Genomic DNA, 16,650 nt, shown 5'->3' on the forward strand with positions numbered 1-16,650 from the left:
CCGATTTAGATTCTCTCCCTCTGGGAGAGACGGCGTTTGCGCAGCAAGCAAACGCCAGAGAGGGCCGGTGTTGCGCAAGGCTTAGCACTTCCGCGACGATCGATGTGGGCTGCAAAACCGATCACCAACCCCCTCATCCCCAGCCCTTCTCCCCCACAAATCGTCAAGCAAGCTTGATACGATTTGTGGGGGAGAAGGGAGCAATGAATCTTGCAGTAATAAAATCGACGTCCCCAGAAGGCAAGCAAGATGCTTACCCCACTATTGATTCATGGACCATGCCCTACCGCCCGACCGGCAACAAGCCGCCTGCGTTGGGAATTGCGACCTCGACATAATCACGATCCAGTTTCCAGGCGCCGTCGATTTCCTGGTCGCGGTTCGTCACGCGGACTTGACGGATCGGCTCGTTGCGTCTCGAACGATAATAAAACGTATGCACCGACATCCGGCGTTCGGGGTCGAACTGTCGCACAATTCGAACCGGTTTTTCGTCGATCGATTCTCGAAGACTGATTTTGATCGATGTGACCGGCACGTCCGGATCGAAAAAATCAACGACGTATCTGCGACGGGCCACGCCGTCGACAAACTGGGTTCCCAACGGATCGATGCGCACCTGGATTCCGGGGGTGACTTCGACCGGTTCGTTGGACGTTTCATCGACGGTGATCGTCGTGTTCAATCGGCTGAGTCCGCGTCCCGGATCATTCAAGTTGCCTCCGGTCGCGACTGCGGGCGGAAGCAATTCGATCGTCGTTGCCTCTTCCGCCGGCCGCGACCAGATTCGCAACCGCGCGCGAGCGGCGGTCGCTGGCCAATCGTTTGCCACAAGATTCATCACCGGGACCGGTTCCCCGGGCTGGAACGTTGCGTCAAAGAACGCGTACGCTTGGCCGATCGCGCTGCCATCGACCCCCACCGGTTGAACCTGAATCCAAACATCCGACGGGCGTCGCGTCGCCCGCCAAAGCGGTTGATCCGTCGTGCCGGCTGAATCCCTCTGCTGCCACGACACGGGAAAGTCGATTTGCCCCGGCGCCCGACGGATTGCTCGATGCACACGCACCACTTGCTCGGTCGCGATCCCTTCGGTGGTTACCAAATCTGCCATCGCTTCGACGTTGTCGTCGTAGGCATAGTCGTAGATCTCCGTGCCCGCCTCATTGACGTACAACTGATAGGCTTCGCCGCCTTCCAAGACCACCGGTTCGACCGCCAGCGGCGACCGATCCGCGTCGGCCGCGGCGGTATCGACCCATTGCCGGCCTTCGTATTGCAGTGCAAACAACTCGGGAGCTGCCGGGGCCGGGATCACTTGTGTCGGTGTGGCCAGCGTCGTTGGCATCTCCGGGCGTTCGGCGTTCTGATACGATCGCAGCCGATACATGCCGGGGGCCAGCAGATTGCGGACGGCTTGTTTCAAATCCGTGGAACTGCCCAGTGCCTGGAAACGCCCACCGGTCTCGCGACTCAAGTTTTCGAACGCTTGCACGGCGTCTCGTTGCTGCGTCCGATCCATTCCCAAGCCGAGGATGTGGACGGGGACTTGGCTGTGCGTCCACGCCTCGCGAACATCGTCGTCACTGGTCGCCGAAACGTTGGTCACCGAAGACGGAATGTACTGATAATTGGCCCCGTCGGTGATCGCAATGACGTGGCGATCGGCCTTCGCATCCGCGGCGGAAAACTCTTGAATCGACCGCATCACGGACAGGTACAGTGGCGATTGTCCCCACGGTTTCAAGTCGCTGATCTCGGGGACCAGGGACTGAGCCGTCGCCAGATCAAACTCGCTGAGCGTCAGAATGGATTCGACGTCCCGTTCGGGCGTCAACGTCGGGTCGATCGGGCCGGTGAAATCGGGCCGGGTCAGCAGCTTGATCGGCTCATCAACACTCCATCCCAAACGGTGACCGAACGCCTGCACGCCGACACGGACGTTGCGACGCAGCCCCAGATCGAACAGCATTTCTTGCAACGCCGCCTTGGCGACTTCCATCCGCGATGCACCGCCCTCGCCTTCCGCCTCCTCGCTTTCACCGTCGAGTGGTTCGCTCATGCTGGCCGAACAGTCCAGCACAAACACGACGGACAATTCGTCCCAGGGACCGTTCAGTGTCACTTCGCTTTTCTGATAGTGATACGGCTGAAGATCAATTTTCAGCCCGCCGAGTTGTTCGACGTCCAGCGTGCCGCCGTACTCGTGGCCGCGGAAAACCGTTTGTGCTTTCAATGCCATATCTGATGTTGCGACTTCGGACGGCATCACGACTTCATAGCGTGCGTTCGCCGAGGACAGGACGAAAGCGTCAGAAGGCTCGATCGTTTGAAAGTCGAGGCGTCGCGTTTCAGTCCTTACCGCAACGGTCGCGGTTCCCGAGGGCGGCGTGAATCGATCGGCCGCCGCATCGCCTGGTTCCGAACTGACGACAAACGATGAACGCACCGCATCCACGGGATTCAGTTGAATCGTTCGCGGGGCGGATGTCGCCAACCAATTCGGCAGGAACTGACGACTCGCTTCGATCCGCGTTTTCGCAGCTTCGATCTCGACCAGCCGATCGCCACCGCCGGCGGAATCCTTCCACAAACGATCCAATTCGGCAGCCGATTCCAGGTAGTCGCTCGCGGCAAGGTCAAAGAACGGCCGTTCGCGTCCGGCCGGTCCCCAAAAATCGCCGATCGCTCGATCGGCATGCCACACCAACAGTGACTTGATGCCGACGGTGCGCAGCTTTGCGATCGGGTCGGATTCGGGTCGGGGAAACCAAATCGCCGCCGCGGCACGCATCCGACGCGCTGCGCCGCCGCAGATCTGGTGCTCTCCCTCCAGCGTCGACTCCGTTTCAAATCGCTTCATCTCGCGGCCGACCGAGTCGACAAAGTTGGCGATTCGATTCTTGTTGCCACCATCCGATCTGGTCCGTTCACCACCGAGCAGCAGGTCGAGCGGATGTTGGTTCCAACCGGCGATGCGAGCCGAATAAGCGGGGGCCGGTTCATCGGCTGATTCAGTGTCTTCCGCACTCGGCGCGTCCAGCGTCTGCTGAACGCGAGCGATCATTTCGTTCCGTGCTGTTCGCAGTTGACGTCTGGATTCCCAGTCGACCAGCGGCACCGACAAGACGGCTTCGATTTCACCGATCGTCGTCAACTCATTCGTCAGACTTTGGCGGACCAGCTGACGTGTCCGCAGGGTCAGCGATTCTGCCAGCGACCCCATCACCGGCTGGATAGATTTATCCGCAAAGGCGTGGGCTGCACGGATGGACTCGATCACCGCCTGTTGATCCGCCGCGGCATGGGGGACCGTGTCAAGTTGGGCCGCCAGTTGTTGGGTGTTGACGATCAACGGCAGAACCAGATTGTCAATCGCCTCTTGGGTCTCTTTGGATGCCATCGCGCGGTTGGGATGGGCAATCCATTGTGCGTAGTACGGCGTGACGGCCATCGATTGATCGCAAATCTGCATCGTCGCCGCAGCCCGGTTGGCCGCTTCGAGTGACGCTGCGTATTTCGACTCCGTTTCTCGGACGCTGTCTTCCAGTCCGTTCTGCAAACGCAGAAACACGCTGTCTTCGGCACGCCGACGCGCGGCATCGATCGGACCCAGCAAGACACGCTTCCAGCGATGAACGCGAAGGTCCGAAGGGATCCCGGTGGTATCACGCGGGACCGAAAGATCTTCGATGGACCCCTGCAGTGTCAGCAGCTTGCCGAGTAACTCCGGCTGCTGCCAAAGGCGTGGCGTCTGGTAGCGATCAAGCATTCGGATGAAGTGCGCGTCGCGATAGTTCGACGTCGCCTGCGTTTGAAACGCGTCATGCACCTTGGCGAGCAGTCCGGCGTCGGGCTGGTCGGACAGTTCTTTCCATCGATCTCGCAGTTGCGTGCTGGAGATCACATCCTGGGTGCCGAAGAATTCGGCCAGCGACAGCGAGTGGACGCTCAGTGAACGCGGCAGCGGCGGTGGATCGCCGGACAACAACGAATAGGCTGCTGCGTAGGTCGGGTTCTGTGGCAGCTGTGCCATCCGATGTTCGGCCGCCGTGATGTCGCCGACCACCCGATTGAAGGTTCGTTTGGCAAGTGTTTGGTACCCCTTGCCCGCGCCGGAGAGTTGTTCCAGCCACAGTAGGTCGTGCTCCAAATCACGAAACGCGATCGGTTCATGACGATAAAGCTGTGCTTCGCGAATCTGGTCCAGCGATCGCCACAGGGCGTCGAGCTGAGGATCCGAAATCGTCGGACCGGGGCGACGTGTCACTGGGCGACTGGTCAGTTGTTTTAACAGCTCCGGGTTCAAACTCCGCGCGAGTCGAAAGTCCGATTTCGAAGTCGTCGTCATCAGGATGGGGTGTTGTATTGCGCCGCGGCTTTGCCGGACCCACCATTGCACATGTGACCGGACGTAACGATCCAGCTCTTTCAAGTCCACCCAGCCGTCACCATTGCCGCGGTTGGCCATCTGATCGGCGGCGCCTGCCAAGCCGTGTTGCAGGTAGTGGCCAAACACCGATCCGGCCAGGTCGGCCGAAACATGCGACGTCTGCTCCGGTCCAGCGGACAGCAAAACGGCCAGATCGACCGTCGTTTTTTTCGCGGCCACTCGATCACGAAAGGTGGCCTGCACCTTGTCGGCAAATTGATTGGCAGCCAACCCGATGTTCCAATTCACCTGCATCCGATTGCAGTCGAGAATCAGCAACGCCTTGCGTTTGGCACCAAGCTGCTCAAAACGATCGAGCAGCGCGTCCAGATCGATCCAGGATTTGGGATCGGTCATCGCGGCTTTGGGGGGAATCAAATGAATCGCACCACCGCTGCTTTCGGCGACGCCGTGCAAACTGACCCACACGATCAATGGCACCCGGTGGCTTTGGCCCTCAGCCCGTTTGATTTCGCGTTCCAGCCGCTGGTAGAAATCCGTCGCTTTAAAAACCGGATCATCGCTGCCGCGCAGGGTGATGGTTTCACCGTCCATCGCGGCCAGCTTCTCAAAATCTTCCTTGGCCCACGCGTTGGGCGGCAACGGCCAGCTGTACGGCGCGGCCGACAAGACGACCATCGGCGTCCGTTTGGGCGAAAGCAACAACAGCCAGATCAGCCAGACGAACAACAGCAGCGCGGCCAGCAACAACGCACCCCAGAGAAATTGCCGCGACCGACGCCACAGAAAGCCGAACACATCGACGCCGCTGGATCGGTCACCCTGCCAAATGCTGCGTGTCGATTTCTTGGTGTTGCCGGCGGGCTGGATCGGTGATGTCGACATGGATTCGTCGTCCGTGGGGCTCGTCGTCCGAAGGGAACGTTACTCGCGGGCTGTCGATTGAAGCCCGCATGCGTTAGCAAGGGGCCACGCAACGTTCCTCGCTCACGCATCGGGCTATCATCATGGCATTGGATTCGGAACATCGACGAAATCGACAGCCCGCTCGCGTCGAACCGAATCGTCGTCGGATTCCAGCGTCGGGTCAAAACTTTCAGGCAACAAGAAGCCCGCGGTGGCGGTCGAGGGAACCGTTTCGGAATCCGCGTCGGTCGTATGGCCGACGACCGCGACGGGGGATTCGACTGCCGTCGCGTCGCCGTTGGCATCGGATGACGTGGTCGTCGTCGCGACCGCCGGAGTAATCTCGCCGGCCGGCGTGGGAACCGCGTCGGGCGACGTCGGGCCTTCGATCGGCAGGCCTTCACCGTCCAGCGATGGCACGCCGCCGCAGTCACAGATCACTAGGCGGGCGTTGCGGCGAACCCTTGCCGACGATTCCAAAAAGCACCCCGAATCGTCGCGCTCGTAAGCGATCTCATAGAGCTTTTTTAATAATTTCGGCGAACAGCAACTGTTCTCGCGACAGCACTTGCACGCATCACCGCTCACACTTCGCAGACCCCGGACCGCCGCATAACGGATGTCCTCGCTGCAGTCTTCCAGTGCCGCAAGCATCGCCATTTCAGTATCCGGATAGCATTCCCCGCATCCACGACTTGCCAGATAGTTAATCGCTTTGGCTTTCTGGGGCGCCTTGTCGTCTTCCATCTTCGCCTCCGCGGCCGCTTTCTCTGCCGGGCTGGCGTCGGGTCCCAAATTGGCCGGATCCGTGATCGACTTGATCGGCGGTTTCGCCTCCAGACCGGGAAACCGGGTTCCCAATCGATTGCGAACCCGTTGCCCGACGGTGCGGACACCCGCGAACACGACGTCCAACCCTAAGAACTGTGGCAGCGTCATGCCGGGCGCGGCGGCCGGCGGAGCAACCGCAACGATCGTCGTCGCCCCGGCTTGAGCCGATGTCGGGGGTGCAGGGGCGGGGGCCGCCGGCGGAACCGACGCACAACCCACGCAGGACACCATTGCGATAAAGCAGATCCCTATCGAAATGCGGTTGCGACTGTAGGTCATTTGTCTCTTTAACGAAAAATGAATCGCGCCTTGCTAACACGTTTGTAGGATTGGACCTCAACGGTCAAGAAGTCCCTGCCGGGCTCCACGGTGTGGCAGCGGCGTTCGCGTCCGGGGGGCACCGGGGCGCATCGATAGCCACGCACACCCCACTGTATCGGTCATTCCGTTGACGACGTTTAAGCGAACTACAGAAAGTTTGCGGGCGGGCGTCGAATAAAAAAACGTCGGTGTCCAGAAGTTTGAGCCCGTAGGCTGGCGCCAAACGGCTGATGATCGTTTGGTCTCAGCCGGTTCGCTTCAGCGTCCGGGCCTGATTCACCCACGCTACGGCAGCGTCACGTCCACTCGCAGCGTCCGCTCCGGCCCGACCGTCACTTCGACGTCTTGCTCAATGCGATGGACGCGATTGCGAATCACCGCGCGTGCGGCCAACCGATAACTGCCCGGTGAAACCCCGCCAATCACGTACGCACCATTCTCCGTCGAACGGACGGACACTCCCGACGCAGCCGACGCGGCAGCATCCGGGCTGACGGCATCCGGGGCCACGGCCGGATCCTCCGCAGTGGGCGTCAAAACCACTTCCGCGTCCGGCACATTTTTCTCTCGAAATTGAATCGTTCCCACCAGATTCACGGTCTGCTGTTTGACACGCTTGTTGCTTTCGGTCGGCGAAACGATTTCCATTTCGACCGCCACCGGATCGCTTTCGTTCCCGACACGATCCACACCCCGCACCAGCAGCGATTTCTTGCCCGCGTCGGCTCCCGAGTCGACGGTCAAGATCCACTGTCGATCGGACGTCCGCGAGGCCGTGAAAATGTTTCCCGCCACGGGAAACTCGCCGTTTCCATCGACGTCAAAGGCGGCCTCCACCTTCGTCACGTCCGATCCCTCATCCCAGGCCCAAACCTCCAGATCCACTTGGCTGTTGACCGCTGCAAAACTCAATCCGTCGGTTCGAGTCACCGGACCGACGACCGGCGCCGCGGTGTCAATCAACAACTCAATCTTGCGGAACGATTGGATTTTGTCGTTGATCGTCAAACTGGCCGCGACATCGATCAGCAGATTCTCCAGTCGCTCCGCCGGCAGATCGATCAGGTGGTCCGAAACGACATTGGTCAGTTCGATGGTGCCGTCGGGCGTCGATTGGACAAACCCGATCATCACCCCGCGATCGGTCGTCAATCGAACGCTGTCCTCGGGGTGCGGCACGCCCGACCCATCCAGATCAATCCCGAGGTTCAAGTGATCTCGCCCGTTCTCGAACGACCCAACCGGTGCATCGATCTGAACCGCTACGGGAATCGATTTCGTCGCCCCCAGGATCCCACCCTTCGACGACGTCGTCATCCGCAGATCGATCGAATCGGTGACTTCCGGGACATTCGTCAAGTGCTTGCCACAAGGGACATCAAAGATGAACGACCGCGGATAACCGTCGACGTCGATGTAGACCCGCGCGACATTCGGCGGCGGTGTCGTCGTCGCGATGAACAGATTCGTGGTCGGACTCGCGCGAGTGATCATCCCTTGCAGCTTTCCCCTGGCGCGGCCGCTTCGGTCGTCGGCCAATCGGCACTCGACACGGACCGGAGCCCCCTCGGGCAACCGACTCGGGTCAACCGCGCTGACTTCCACGGTGATCTGCTGCTTCTTGGTGTCAAAGCCGACACGCGGTGAGACGAACCGACGAGGACGCTGGATCGCAAAGCGGACGTGACGATAGGTCGATTGCCCGCTGTCGCGATCGCTCAATTCGACCAGCATTCCGTGAGGCAAGTCCGTCGATTCGATCGGTTCGGCTTCCTCTTCTTTGGCCGCATCGTCCTGCTTCGGTGTGGCGTCTTTCCCATCGGCTTCTTTGTCATCGCCCGGTTCCGCATCCCCGGCGCTGGGGAACGCCGGTTGGCCGTCGCCGGGAACCCACACGTCAAAACTGGCTAGCGGCAACGCACCGATCAGCAACTTGCTCGGATCCGCTGGCAGCGGGCCGATCAAGGCTTGACCCAAGGCATAACAACGCATCGAAATCTGTTTGGTCCGCGAAGCATGATTGACGACACCGAACCGAAACTTCTCCAGCCGATTGGGGTGCGGCAACAGTTCCACTCCCTCGACATCCGTCACGAACGACGCCGCGCCGCGCCCGACGTAGACTTCGGCGACCGGCAACATCACGTCAAGCGACCGCCGCGTCAGCAGAACGGGCGGCTTGGATTCCGCACGCGTCAACTCGGATCGCTCGTACACGTCCACCACCAGCTTTGTCGTTTCCGACGCATGGTCGCGGCGGACGATCTTGATGGGCAAGGTCACCGAACCCGTCGCCGCGATGGTGATCGGCTTTGACCTCCAGGTTCCGAATTGTGACGGGGTGTCGAAGAACTCGGGTCGAATCGATCGGCCGCCAGACGCCGAATCGTTCGATTCGCTTGAGGCAACATTGATCACGTCGACCAACTTCCCTTCGTATTGCAACGAGACCGTGATCGATACCTCACGGTCGCTCGGGTTTTCAAGCCCCAGAATCAACTGTTGCCAGTCGCGGTATTGCAGGTCAACCGTCGCGGGGGCCGAGATCTTGATTCGCGTCGGTTCGGCGGTCGGGGCCGAGACGCGGCAGAGTCGTTCGGATTGGGCTCGGTAATGATCTGCCCAGCCGGCGAACGTCGCCGATTGATGTCCATCGCGGTAGGTCGACATCTGTTCGAGACGTTCGGCCTGCCACCGAATGGTCGAGCGAAGTTGTGTCGCCAAGGACAGTGAGTTCACGTCAACATTGTCCAACTGCCACGCATCACGCGGATCGAGCATCCGCAACAGTCGGATCGCCATGCGGGATGCCGCCGGTGACACGGCACAGGGTGACAACGCACCATCGAGTTCCGCCGCTGAGCGGTAAAACGATTGCAGGGCGGTACCGAATTTCAGGTGTCGGTTCCAGAGTTCCGAGATGTCCGCGGCATCGTCCGCGTCCATCGTCCGATAGACGCCTTCTAACGATCGAAATGACGCGTCGACTTCGCGCGCCGCGGTGATTGCCGCAAACGCGTCCGCTGACACCCCTTCGACGTGAGACAGTCCAACGTATTGCGATTCCAATTGAGCCTGTTCGAACAGAAACCGCCAATCTTCTGCCGAAGGCGTTCGACTTGCATCGGCCAGTGACATTGCATCGGCCAGCGGCATTGCATCGGCCAGCGGCATTGCATCGGCCAGCGGCATTGCGGATACATCGTCAATCGTGACGTTGGCCAGATCGTAATTGGACGCCAGTTGCCGGTCCCGTTGGTCCATCGCTGCCAGCAGATCCTTCCGCAGCGACGAGCTCAACAACGGCGTCTTGAGCAACAGATCGGCTTGATAGGAGTCTCCCGGTGTCGTCGTTTGTGCCAGCAGTCGCTCGGCCGCGACATCGCCACAGGCGGCTTCCATGCGCGACTGAACCGATTCCAATTGCTCCCGGACCTTCGACACCGTTGCCACACTCGGCTGCCCCGGGTGGTTCAACAATCCAGAAAGCTCGTCGGCGAGATTCAACAGCGTCGAAAGGTCTTTGTAGATCACCGAACGTCGACCGGGCACGAACCGAGACATCAGATGCCAATGCATCAACGACGGCAGTTTGGCCAGCAGCACGTCCAACGCGCGCTCGGCCCGACGGACCTCCACAAATTCAAGCTCCGCGGTCGCATAGATTTTTCCGGCGTCTTCGAACAATGTCCGGCAACGCTGTGGCCATTGCAAACCGACCTGGTCAAATACCAGCTGTTCGGCAAAAAAACGAAACTGGTCAGCCCGCTCGACGTCCACTCGCATCCAGCCCGGCGACAACAGGTCCAGTGCCGCGACCCGCTCTCCCGCCAAACACGTCAACGCTGCGATTTGAACCAGATCCCAATCCAGCTCCGGCGAGTCGGCCAGTCGCTTTAAAAATGTCATCTCGACGGTACCGGAAAACTTCGGCCGCCAACGCGTTTTCAGCCACTCGTCAAAGGCATCTCGCGTTTCTTGCTCCAATGCCGCCTGCAATCCCTTCACATCGATGTCCAACGATTGGCCGCAAATCACGGCAGCCGATTGGGCCAGGGCCAGGCTATGAGCCTGTTCAGGTTCGAGGACGGCCAACAGGGAAGCGGTGTCCTCGGAAGCGTGACCAAACAACGATTCCAGCGGCGGTGTGGCTTTCGATGCCGATGCCGATACCGGACCGGTCGGTGCTTTGGCGGGAAAGGTGTCTTTGAGTGTGGATTCAATCTTCTCGGGATCGTATCCCTTGCCGCCGTGAAGCTGCTGTTCAAAGGCCAGCAATTCGGCTTGCAATTCCCGCCACAGGTGTGGTTTGTTTTCGACCGGACTGAAACTCGGATCGGCCGCCGACCACGCCAATGAGGCCGCATCACGCAGTCGCCAGGCTTTGGTGAGCAGTTGCTTCGCCTTGGCCGCCTGATCAGCCTCGGACGGTTTCGATTTCGCATCGCCCGCGTCTCCAGACTTGTCGGTGCTTTCGGTTCCGTCTGCGGAGTCATCGGCTGGACCATCGGCTGGACCATCGGCCGACGAAAGATCGCCTTCGGCCGGCTGTCCGCTACCGCCCGATTCCGGGGCAGTTCCACCGTCCGCGTCTGCCACATCGTTCGACCCCTCGCCGCCGCCGATGATCCGATTCGATGTCAACGTGACCTGTTGTCGCCGTAGCAACCCGCGGACTCTGCCCGAACGCGCGGACGATCCGCCGCCGCCGGCCAGTTCGTCGGGTGGAATGATCAACGCCGCGGCCGTCAATTCCTTGCCAGGATCTTGTTCAAACAACGTCAGCAGTTTGGGATCGGAGTGTCCAGTTTGACCACCGCCCCAAATCAGTTGCGGAATCTGCTCCGCGCCTCGGTCGGTGCTTTGAGCGACCCACTTGGTCACGTTTGCCGACGTGAACGCGACCAGTTCACTCAATTGAATCGTTTGGTCATGATCCAAGTCCGCGGCACCGTTGAGCCCTTCGCCGACAAACATCCCAAAAACACTTCGCCGGGCGGCGCGTGAAACATGCGAGTACTGCAGAGACGAATGTGAACAATAGACCCACAAGGAAGGGTCCTTGGATTGATGCACCGCCTGTTTTAACAGCCGAGGGAAATCGTTGCCGACGACGCCCAATCCGGGGTCATAGTCGATCGTTCCCGCATTGATCAGGATTAACTTCGTCGTCGCGGGCGATTGCCGAACCTGGTCGATCAGTGTTTCAACCGACACACGTCCCAGATCCGGCTGCCGCAAGTCAAAGTTATCACACAGCAAGTAGGCGGACGCGTTGTCGGTGACCCCATGCGCATTGATGTACAAGATCAGGTTGTCGCGTGACGAGATCCCCGCTTCCGCCAATCGGTTTGACAGGTTCTTGGCCGTTTGTGCCGAATGCAACACGTCGCTCTGATCGCGAACCTTCGCTTCTGCGATCGATGCGATCGCCTCCAAGTCCTCGGCCACGAACGCGATCGGCGGCGTGTTGAACGCCTCGTTGCCGCGTGACCCCAACAGCACCAGATGAGTTTGTGGTGCGAAAAAAGGCGGGAACAACAGAAACACCAGGACAACCGTTAGAGCGATCAGACCGATTATGATCGCCGCCCGCCGCAGGTCCCGCGCCAATTTCGCGCGACTCCGCTTCTTTGCCGCTGCCTGCCACGACGGTTGCTGATTCGGTTGCATGATAATCCGTTCTGCTCAAATCAAGATGGGTGTCCCGTCTGGCATCGTGCCGTGGAACAATGTGGGTAGCGTTTCGGCGTGGTGGCCTGCTGCGCGCGGTGCCCGTTGCGACACGCACGCACAGCGCTATACTCTCTTCGACGATTCCGCACGTCGTCCGCTCGCAAGCATCAAGCAGAGATGCTTTTACGGAATGAACGGTTTGCGCCGTGCCATTGACTGTGAAAGGTTGCCGAACGTAACGATTGCACCGTGCTCCTGCGAACTCAAGTAAACCAGTCACCCGCCCTCGCAGGGAGGCAAGTAATGTAAGTCACCCTCCCTCGCAGGGAGGCAAGTAATGAAAGTCACCCTCCCTCGCAGGGAGGCCAGGAATGAAAGTCACCCTCCCTCGCAGGGAGGCCAGGAATGAAAGTCACCCTCCCTCGCAGGGAGGCCAGGAATGAAAGTCACCCTCCCTCGCAGGGAGGCCAGGAATGAAAGTCACCCTCCCTCGCAGGGAGGGTCGAGCGAAGCGAGGGGAGGGTCCCACGAAGCGATCACCGATCGCGCGTCACCAAGCACCAGCCAACCAGTGGGGAGAGGCTTTCAGCCTGTCAATCCCGCATCGACGCCCGGGATCCCCCTCCCCGTTGATTCCCGCCCGCACCAGACACTCGACCGCCTTCAAGACGCCTTTCCGTCGCTCCCATCCGCCCTCTCGTCCCCGCAAACCCAAACGTTTGTGCACTCCATGTCCTCCGAATCCACGCAACCATTCAGCTACGACGAGTTTCCCTACGCCAGCTATCCGTACGCCAGCAGTCACCCGCGCAACCTGGCCGCCTTGGCACAGCTCTTCGCGCTACAGCCGGCGGACGTTTCGCGGTGTCGCGTCTTGGAGATCGGATGTGCCGCCGGAGGCAACTTGATCCCGATGGCCGCCCGTTTCCCCGATTCCGAATTCCTGGGCTTGGACGCGTCGAAGCGTCAGATCGACGAGGGCAAGCCGTTCGTTGACGCCCTGTCGCTGACCAACATCACGCTCCGTCATCAGGACATCCTCGAATTTGATTCCTCCGAAGGCAAATTCGATTTCATCATCTGCCACGGAGTCTATTCGTGGGTTCCGCCTGAGGTTCAAGAAAAAATCTTATCCGTCTGTCGCCATCATCTCACCGAAAATGGGGTGGCGTACGTCAGCTACAACACCTACCCGGGTTGGTACTTGCGGCGAGGCGTACGGGAAATGATGAGTTATCACGCATCGGGATTCGATGACACGCAGACCAAGATCAATCAGTCACGCGCCCTCGTCGATTTTCTCGTTTCGGCGGTCCAGCGGAATCAAGACGCTTATGAAAAACTGTTGCATGAAGAATTGAGTATCGTGCGGGCCAGCGAAGACAGCTACATCTATCACGAACATCTCGAAGACTACAACGAACCGCTCTTCTTTCATCAATTCGTTTCCCGCGCCGAAGCGAGTGGTTTACGGTTCATGTGCGAAGCTCAATTCGCCAGCATGATTCCGAACGAGTATGGTGATGAGACGCGAGGGACGTTGTCGAAGATCGCGCCCGGGTTGGTGCAGATGGAACAGTATCTGGACTTTCTTCGCAATCGAAAGTTTCGGCAATCACTGCTCTGCCATTGCGACGTCCAGCTCAATCGAGCCATCGGACCGGAGCGGCTCAAGCATTTGTACGTCAATTCGCCCTTGGCCGAACAAGAGCCCGAGGGCGAGAACGAATCACCCGACACGCATGTTTTCGAACACGCCTCAGGCCGCACCTTGACCGTCGGCAATCCGATCCAAGTCCACGCGTTCCGCCATCTCGCATCGATCTGGCCGTGTGACGTGTCGATCGATGCTCTAGCCGACATCGCTCGCGAGGCCATTCCGGCCGAGCGACGCCCTGGTGTCGAGGAATGTCGTCATGAGTTGTACGAGACGTTTTTGGAACTGTATTCGTCCAGTCTCGTTGCGCTCTACGCGACGCCGTCCGGTTGCACCGTGGAAATCGGCCCCACGCCGGGGACAACCGAACTGATCCGCCATCAAGCCGAACAGGACAGCCGGGTGACCAATCTGCGGCACGAATCGGTCCAGCTGGACGACTTCGAGCGCGAGATCATCAAACGCATGGACGGCGTCGCGACGATCGATCAAATCGCCGCCGCGCTGCTCGACTATGGAGTCGCGATGCAGGCGGAGTCACCGGACACAGAATCGCCGGATCCGAAAACAGAACTCCAGTCGGTCACCCCCACCCAAGAGCAACTCCGCGCCGTCGTCGAGCAGAAGCTGAAGCGATTCGCCCAAACCGGCCTACTCGCCGCGCCCAATGTATGACCGTAGCAGAACAAGCCAAGAGTTTCGCACCCCAAGCTGCATCGTCGATCAGGACCGTTGGCAGAAAGATCGAGGGCAGAAAAATCAGCCCGCAACCGCGTCCCTTCCCCCCCGAAACCGGAAACCCGTTCACAGCGGCGAAATGCAGACGCGCCGGCGTTGAGTCGGCAAAAAGCGGTCGGAGGAGTTTTCAGGTGGGTATTTGCAGCTCGGCGGGGCGAGGTTATATTACGCCTTCGCTCGAGTTACGACGGTCCGTTAATCCAGACGCAGACCGAGCGAAGAGATCCGTGAGGAGTTGATTTTCCGAAGAAACCCGCATCACAATCCCACCATCGGGGCGTGGCTCAGCCTGGTAGAGCGCTACGTTCGGGACGTAGAGGTCGCTAGTTCGAATCTAGTCGCCCCGACTTTTCTAAACACCGGTCGATACTCGACTTAGAGTAACCGTCATCGCGACGTGCGACCCGCTTTCAAACGAATTAATGGTAATCGATACCATTAATGCAAATCGAAAGGGGTCGGCTGATGCCGCGAACCAAACGATCGGTGCCGGAGATGAAGTACCACATCTCCGGCCAATCACGTGTTTTTCTCGATGGGCGATACTTCTATCTCGGTGCCCACGGCTCCGCCGAAGCCCAGGCCCGCTACGACACGCTTGTGTCAAAGTACCTGGCCAATGGTCGGAAAGTCAGCAATGGCGTACCGACCCATCAGTGCGTCTCTGTCGTCACGGTTGAGAACGTGACGGCCGAGTATCGCCGCGAGATTGATTCGCGGGAGCAACAGCTTGGCCGATACCGACACCTCTGCACGCTGCTGGAGGATGAGTACGGCGATCTTCCGGCTGCCGAGTTTGGACCGCGTCGACTCGCCGATGTCCGCGATCTCTTGGTCGCAACGGGCAATGCTCGGAAAACGGTCAACGAGTACGTGGGGGTCATCGTCCGGATCTTCCGCTACGCCGTGTCGCGGGAGTTGATCGACGTTGACGTGTACCGGCGACTGGAGACCCTTGATCCACTCAAACGAGGGCAGACCAAAGCCAAGGAGTACCAGGAGCGTCAGCCGGCTGACCTGGCCCTGGTCGAGGCGGCCGCCAAGTTCCTTTCGCCGCACGCAAAGACGATCATCGTGTTGCAGGTCGCTACTGGGATGCGGCCCAAGGAAATCTTCGAGATGCGTCCATGCGACATCGACCGCAGTGGCCCGGAGTGGTTCTACCGACCGGCAAACCATAAGACCGAGTCTCACGGCGTTGTTCGGTCCGTGCCGATCGTCGGCGCGGCCAGGGCGGCGCTGACGCCTTTTCTTCTTCGCGATGCCAACTCGTTTTGTTTCAGCCCGGCCGAATCAGCCCAGTGGTTTCGGGATCAGCGGACGGCTAACCGCAAGACGAAACCGCGCCAAGGCAATACCGTTGGATCGAACCGTAAGGCCAATCCGAAACGCAAGCCGGGCGAGAAGTTCACCAAGGACTCGCTCAACCGTGCCGTGCGGCGAGCCTGCGAGAAAGCCGAGATCGAACGGTGGACCCCGTATCAGCTTCGTCACACAGCCGCCACGGCCGTCGCTGAGGCCATCGGAATCGAGAGTGCCCGAGCCTTGCTCAGTCACCAGTCGATCAAGATGACCGAACGCTACGTGCACCGGCAGCAGGAAGAAGCCAAAGCCATCGAGGCCGCCTGGGTCGCGCCGTCGATAGGCTGATCTCACGATTCGGGCACCGATCGACCGATGAAGATTCGTCAACGGAAGATGGCATCGCTCCCGAGATGGACTCGCTGGACGTTGAGATCCAGCGGTCCGGGCCATTTCGCACCTGGTCGCAAGTAGGCGCGGGCTTCTGTGGCCGTAGTGCACACGAGACGGCCGCGGCGTGGTGATAGTTCAACGTTCACGCTGTCGAGCAATCGAGTCCCGGGGTGACGTATCTGGGGCGTCGCACTTCCACGAGCGACCAACTCATCACCGCCCACCTCGCCGATGAGATGGAGTTCCGGATCAGGTTTCGGGTTTTTTGACCCGCCAGGTGATGAGACCCCTTTCCGGAATCCTAGTGCACTCGAGCACACGGGATCACCAGTTTTCGCCGCCTCGGTACTCGCCGTTTCGATCCAGCATCGCGTTCGTTGCATTTTTTGCACTACAACTGATTTCCCATATCCGTTGTCAGCAATTCCCTATC

The 16,650-nt window shown here is 59.8% G+C and carries 5 protein-coding genes and 1 tRNA gene; 3 read left to right on the forward strand and 3 right to left on the reverse strand.

Going from position 1 to position 16,650, the window contains the following annotated elements:
* Positions 1-283: 283 nt before the first annotated feature.
* The 3 genes from NZK35_RS23075 to NZK35_RS23085 all read right to left on the reverse strand — a co-directional run bounded on the left by NZK35_RS23075 (position 284) and on the right by NZK35_RS23085 (position 12,124).
* On the reverse strand, positions 284-5,278 hold the full coding sequence (locus tag NZK35_RS23075; protein WP_259634885.1) for a vWA domain-containing protein: 4,995 nt from the start codon (positions 5,276-5,278) through the stop codon (positions 284-286).
* Positions 5,279-5,398: 120 nt separating this feature from the next.
* Positions 5,399-6,409, reverse strand: a complete 1,011-nt coding sequence (locus NZK35_RS23080) for a hypothetical protein (protein ID WP_259634886.1) — start codon at positions 6,407-6,409, stop codon at positions 5,399-5,401.
* Between the two features lie 327 nt (positions 6,410-6,736).
* Positions 6,737-12,124 (reverse strand): carboxypeptidase-like regulatory domain-containing protein, encoded by a 5,388-nt coding sequence (locus tag NZK35_RS23085; RefSeq protein WP_259634887.1) that lies wholly within the window; start codon positions 12,122-12,124, stop codon positions 6,737-6,739.
* Positions 12,125-12,857: 733 nt separating this feature from the next.
* Between NZK35_RS23085 and NZK35_RS23090 the strand changes: the two genes are divergently transcribed.
* The 3 genes from NZK35_RS23090 to NZK35_RS23100 all read left to right on the forward strand — a co-directional run bounded on the left by NZK35_RS23090 (position 12,858) and on the right by NZK35_RS23100 (position 16,172).
* A complete protein-coding gene (locus tag NZK35_RS23090; RefSeq protein ID WP_259634888.1) occupies positions 12,858-14,459 on the forward strand; it encodes a methyltransferase regulatory domain-containing protein in 1,602 nt (533 codons plus the stop codon).
* A gap of 336 nt (positions 14,460-14,795) precedes the next feature.
* Positions 14,796-14,869 (forward strand) — tRNA-Pro (locus NZK35_RS23095).
* A gap of 118 nt (positions 14,870-14,987) precedes the next feature.
* Positions 14,988-16,172: a tyrosine-type recombinase/integrase gene (locus NZK35_RS23100; RefSeq protein WP_259634889.1), complete on the forward strand. Its 1,185-nt coding sequence runs from the start codon at positions 14,988-14,990 to the stop codon at positions 16,170-16,172.
* Positions 16,173-16,650 lie beyond the last annotated feature (478 nt).

Origin of the sequence: Stieleria sedimenti, from assembly GCF_025060895.1 — a bacterium.
Taxonomy (GTDB): Bacteria; Planctomycetota; Planctomycetia; order Pirellulales; family Pirellulaceae; genus Stieleria; species Stieleria sedimenti.

What these genes read in the sequence shown, in the direction of transcription:
- NZK35_RS23100 (WP_259634889.1), top strand. Translation starts at nt 14,988, where the DNA reads ATGCCGCGAACCAAACGATCGGTGCCGGAGATGAAGTACCACATCTCC.
- NZK35_RS23090 (WP_259634888.1), top strand. Translation starts at nt 12,858, where the DNA reads ATGTCCTCCGAATCCACGCAACCATTCAGCTACGACGAGTTTCCCTAC.
- NZK35_RS23075 (WP_259634885.1), bottom strand. Translation starts at nt 5,278, where the DNA reads ATGTCGACATCACCGATCCAGCCCGCCGGCAACACCAAGAAATCGACA.
- NZK35_RS23080 (WP_259634886.1), bottom strand. Translation starts at nt 6,409, where the DNA reads ATGACCTACAGTCGCAACCGCATTTCGATAGGGATCTGCTTTATCGCA.
- NZK35_RS23085 (WP_259634887.1), bottom strand. Translation starts at nt 12,124, where the DNA reads ATGCAACCGAATCAGCAACCGTCGTGGCAGGCAGCGGCAAAGAAGCGG.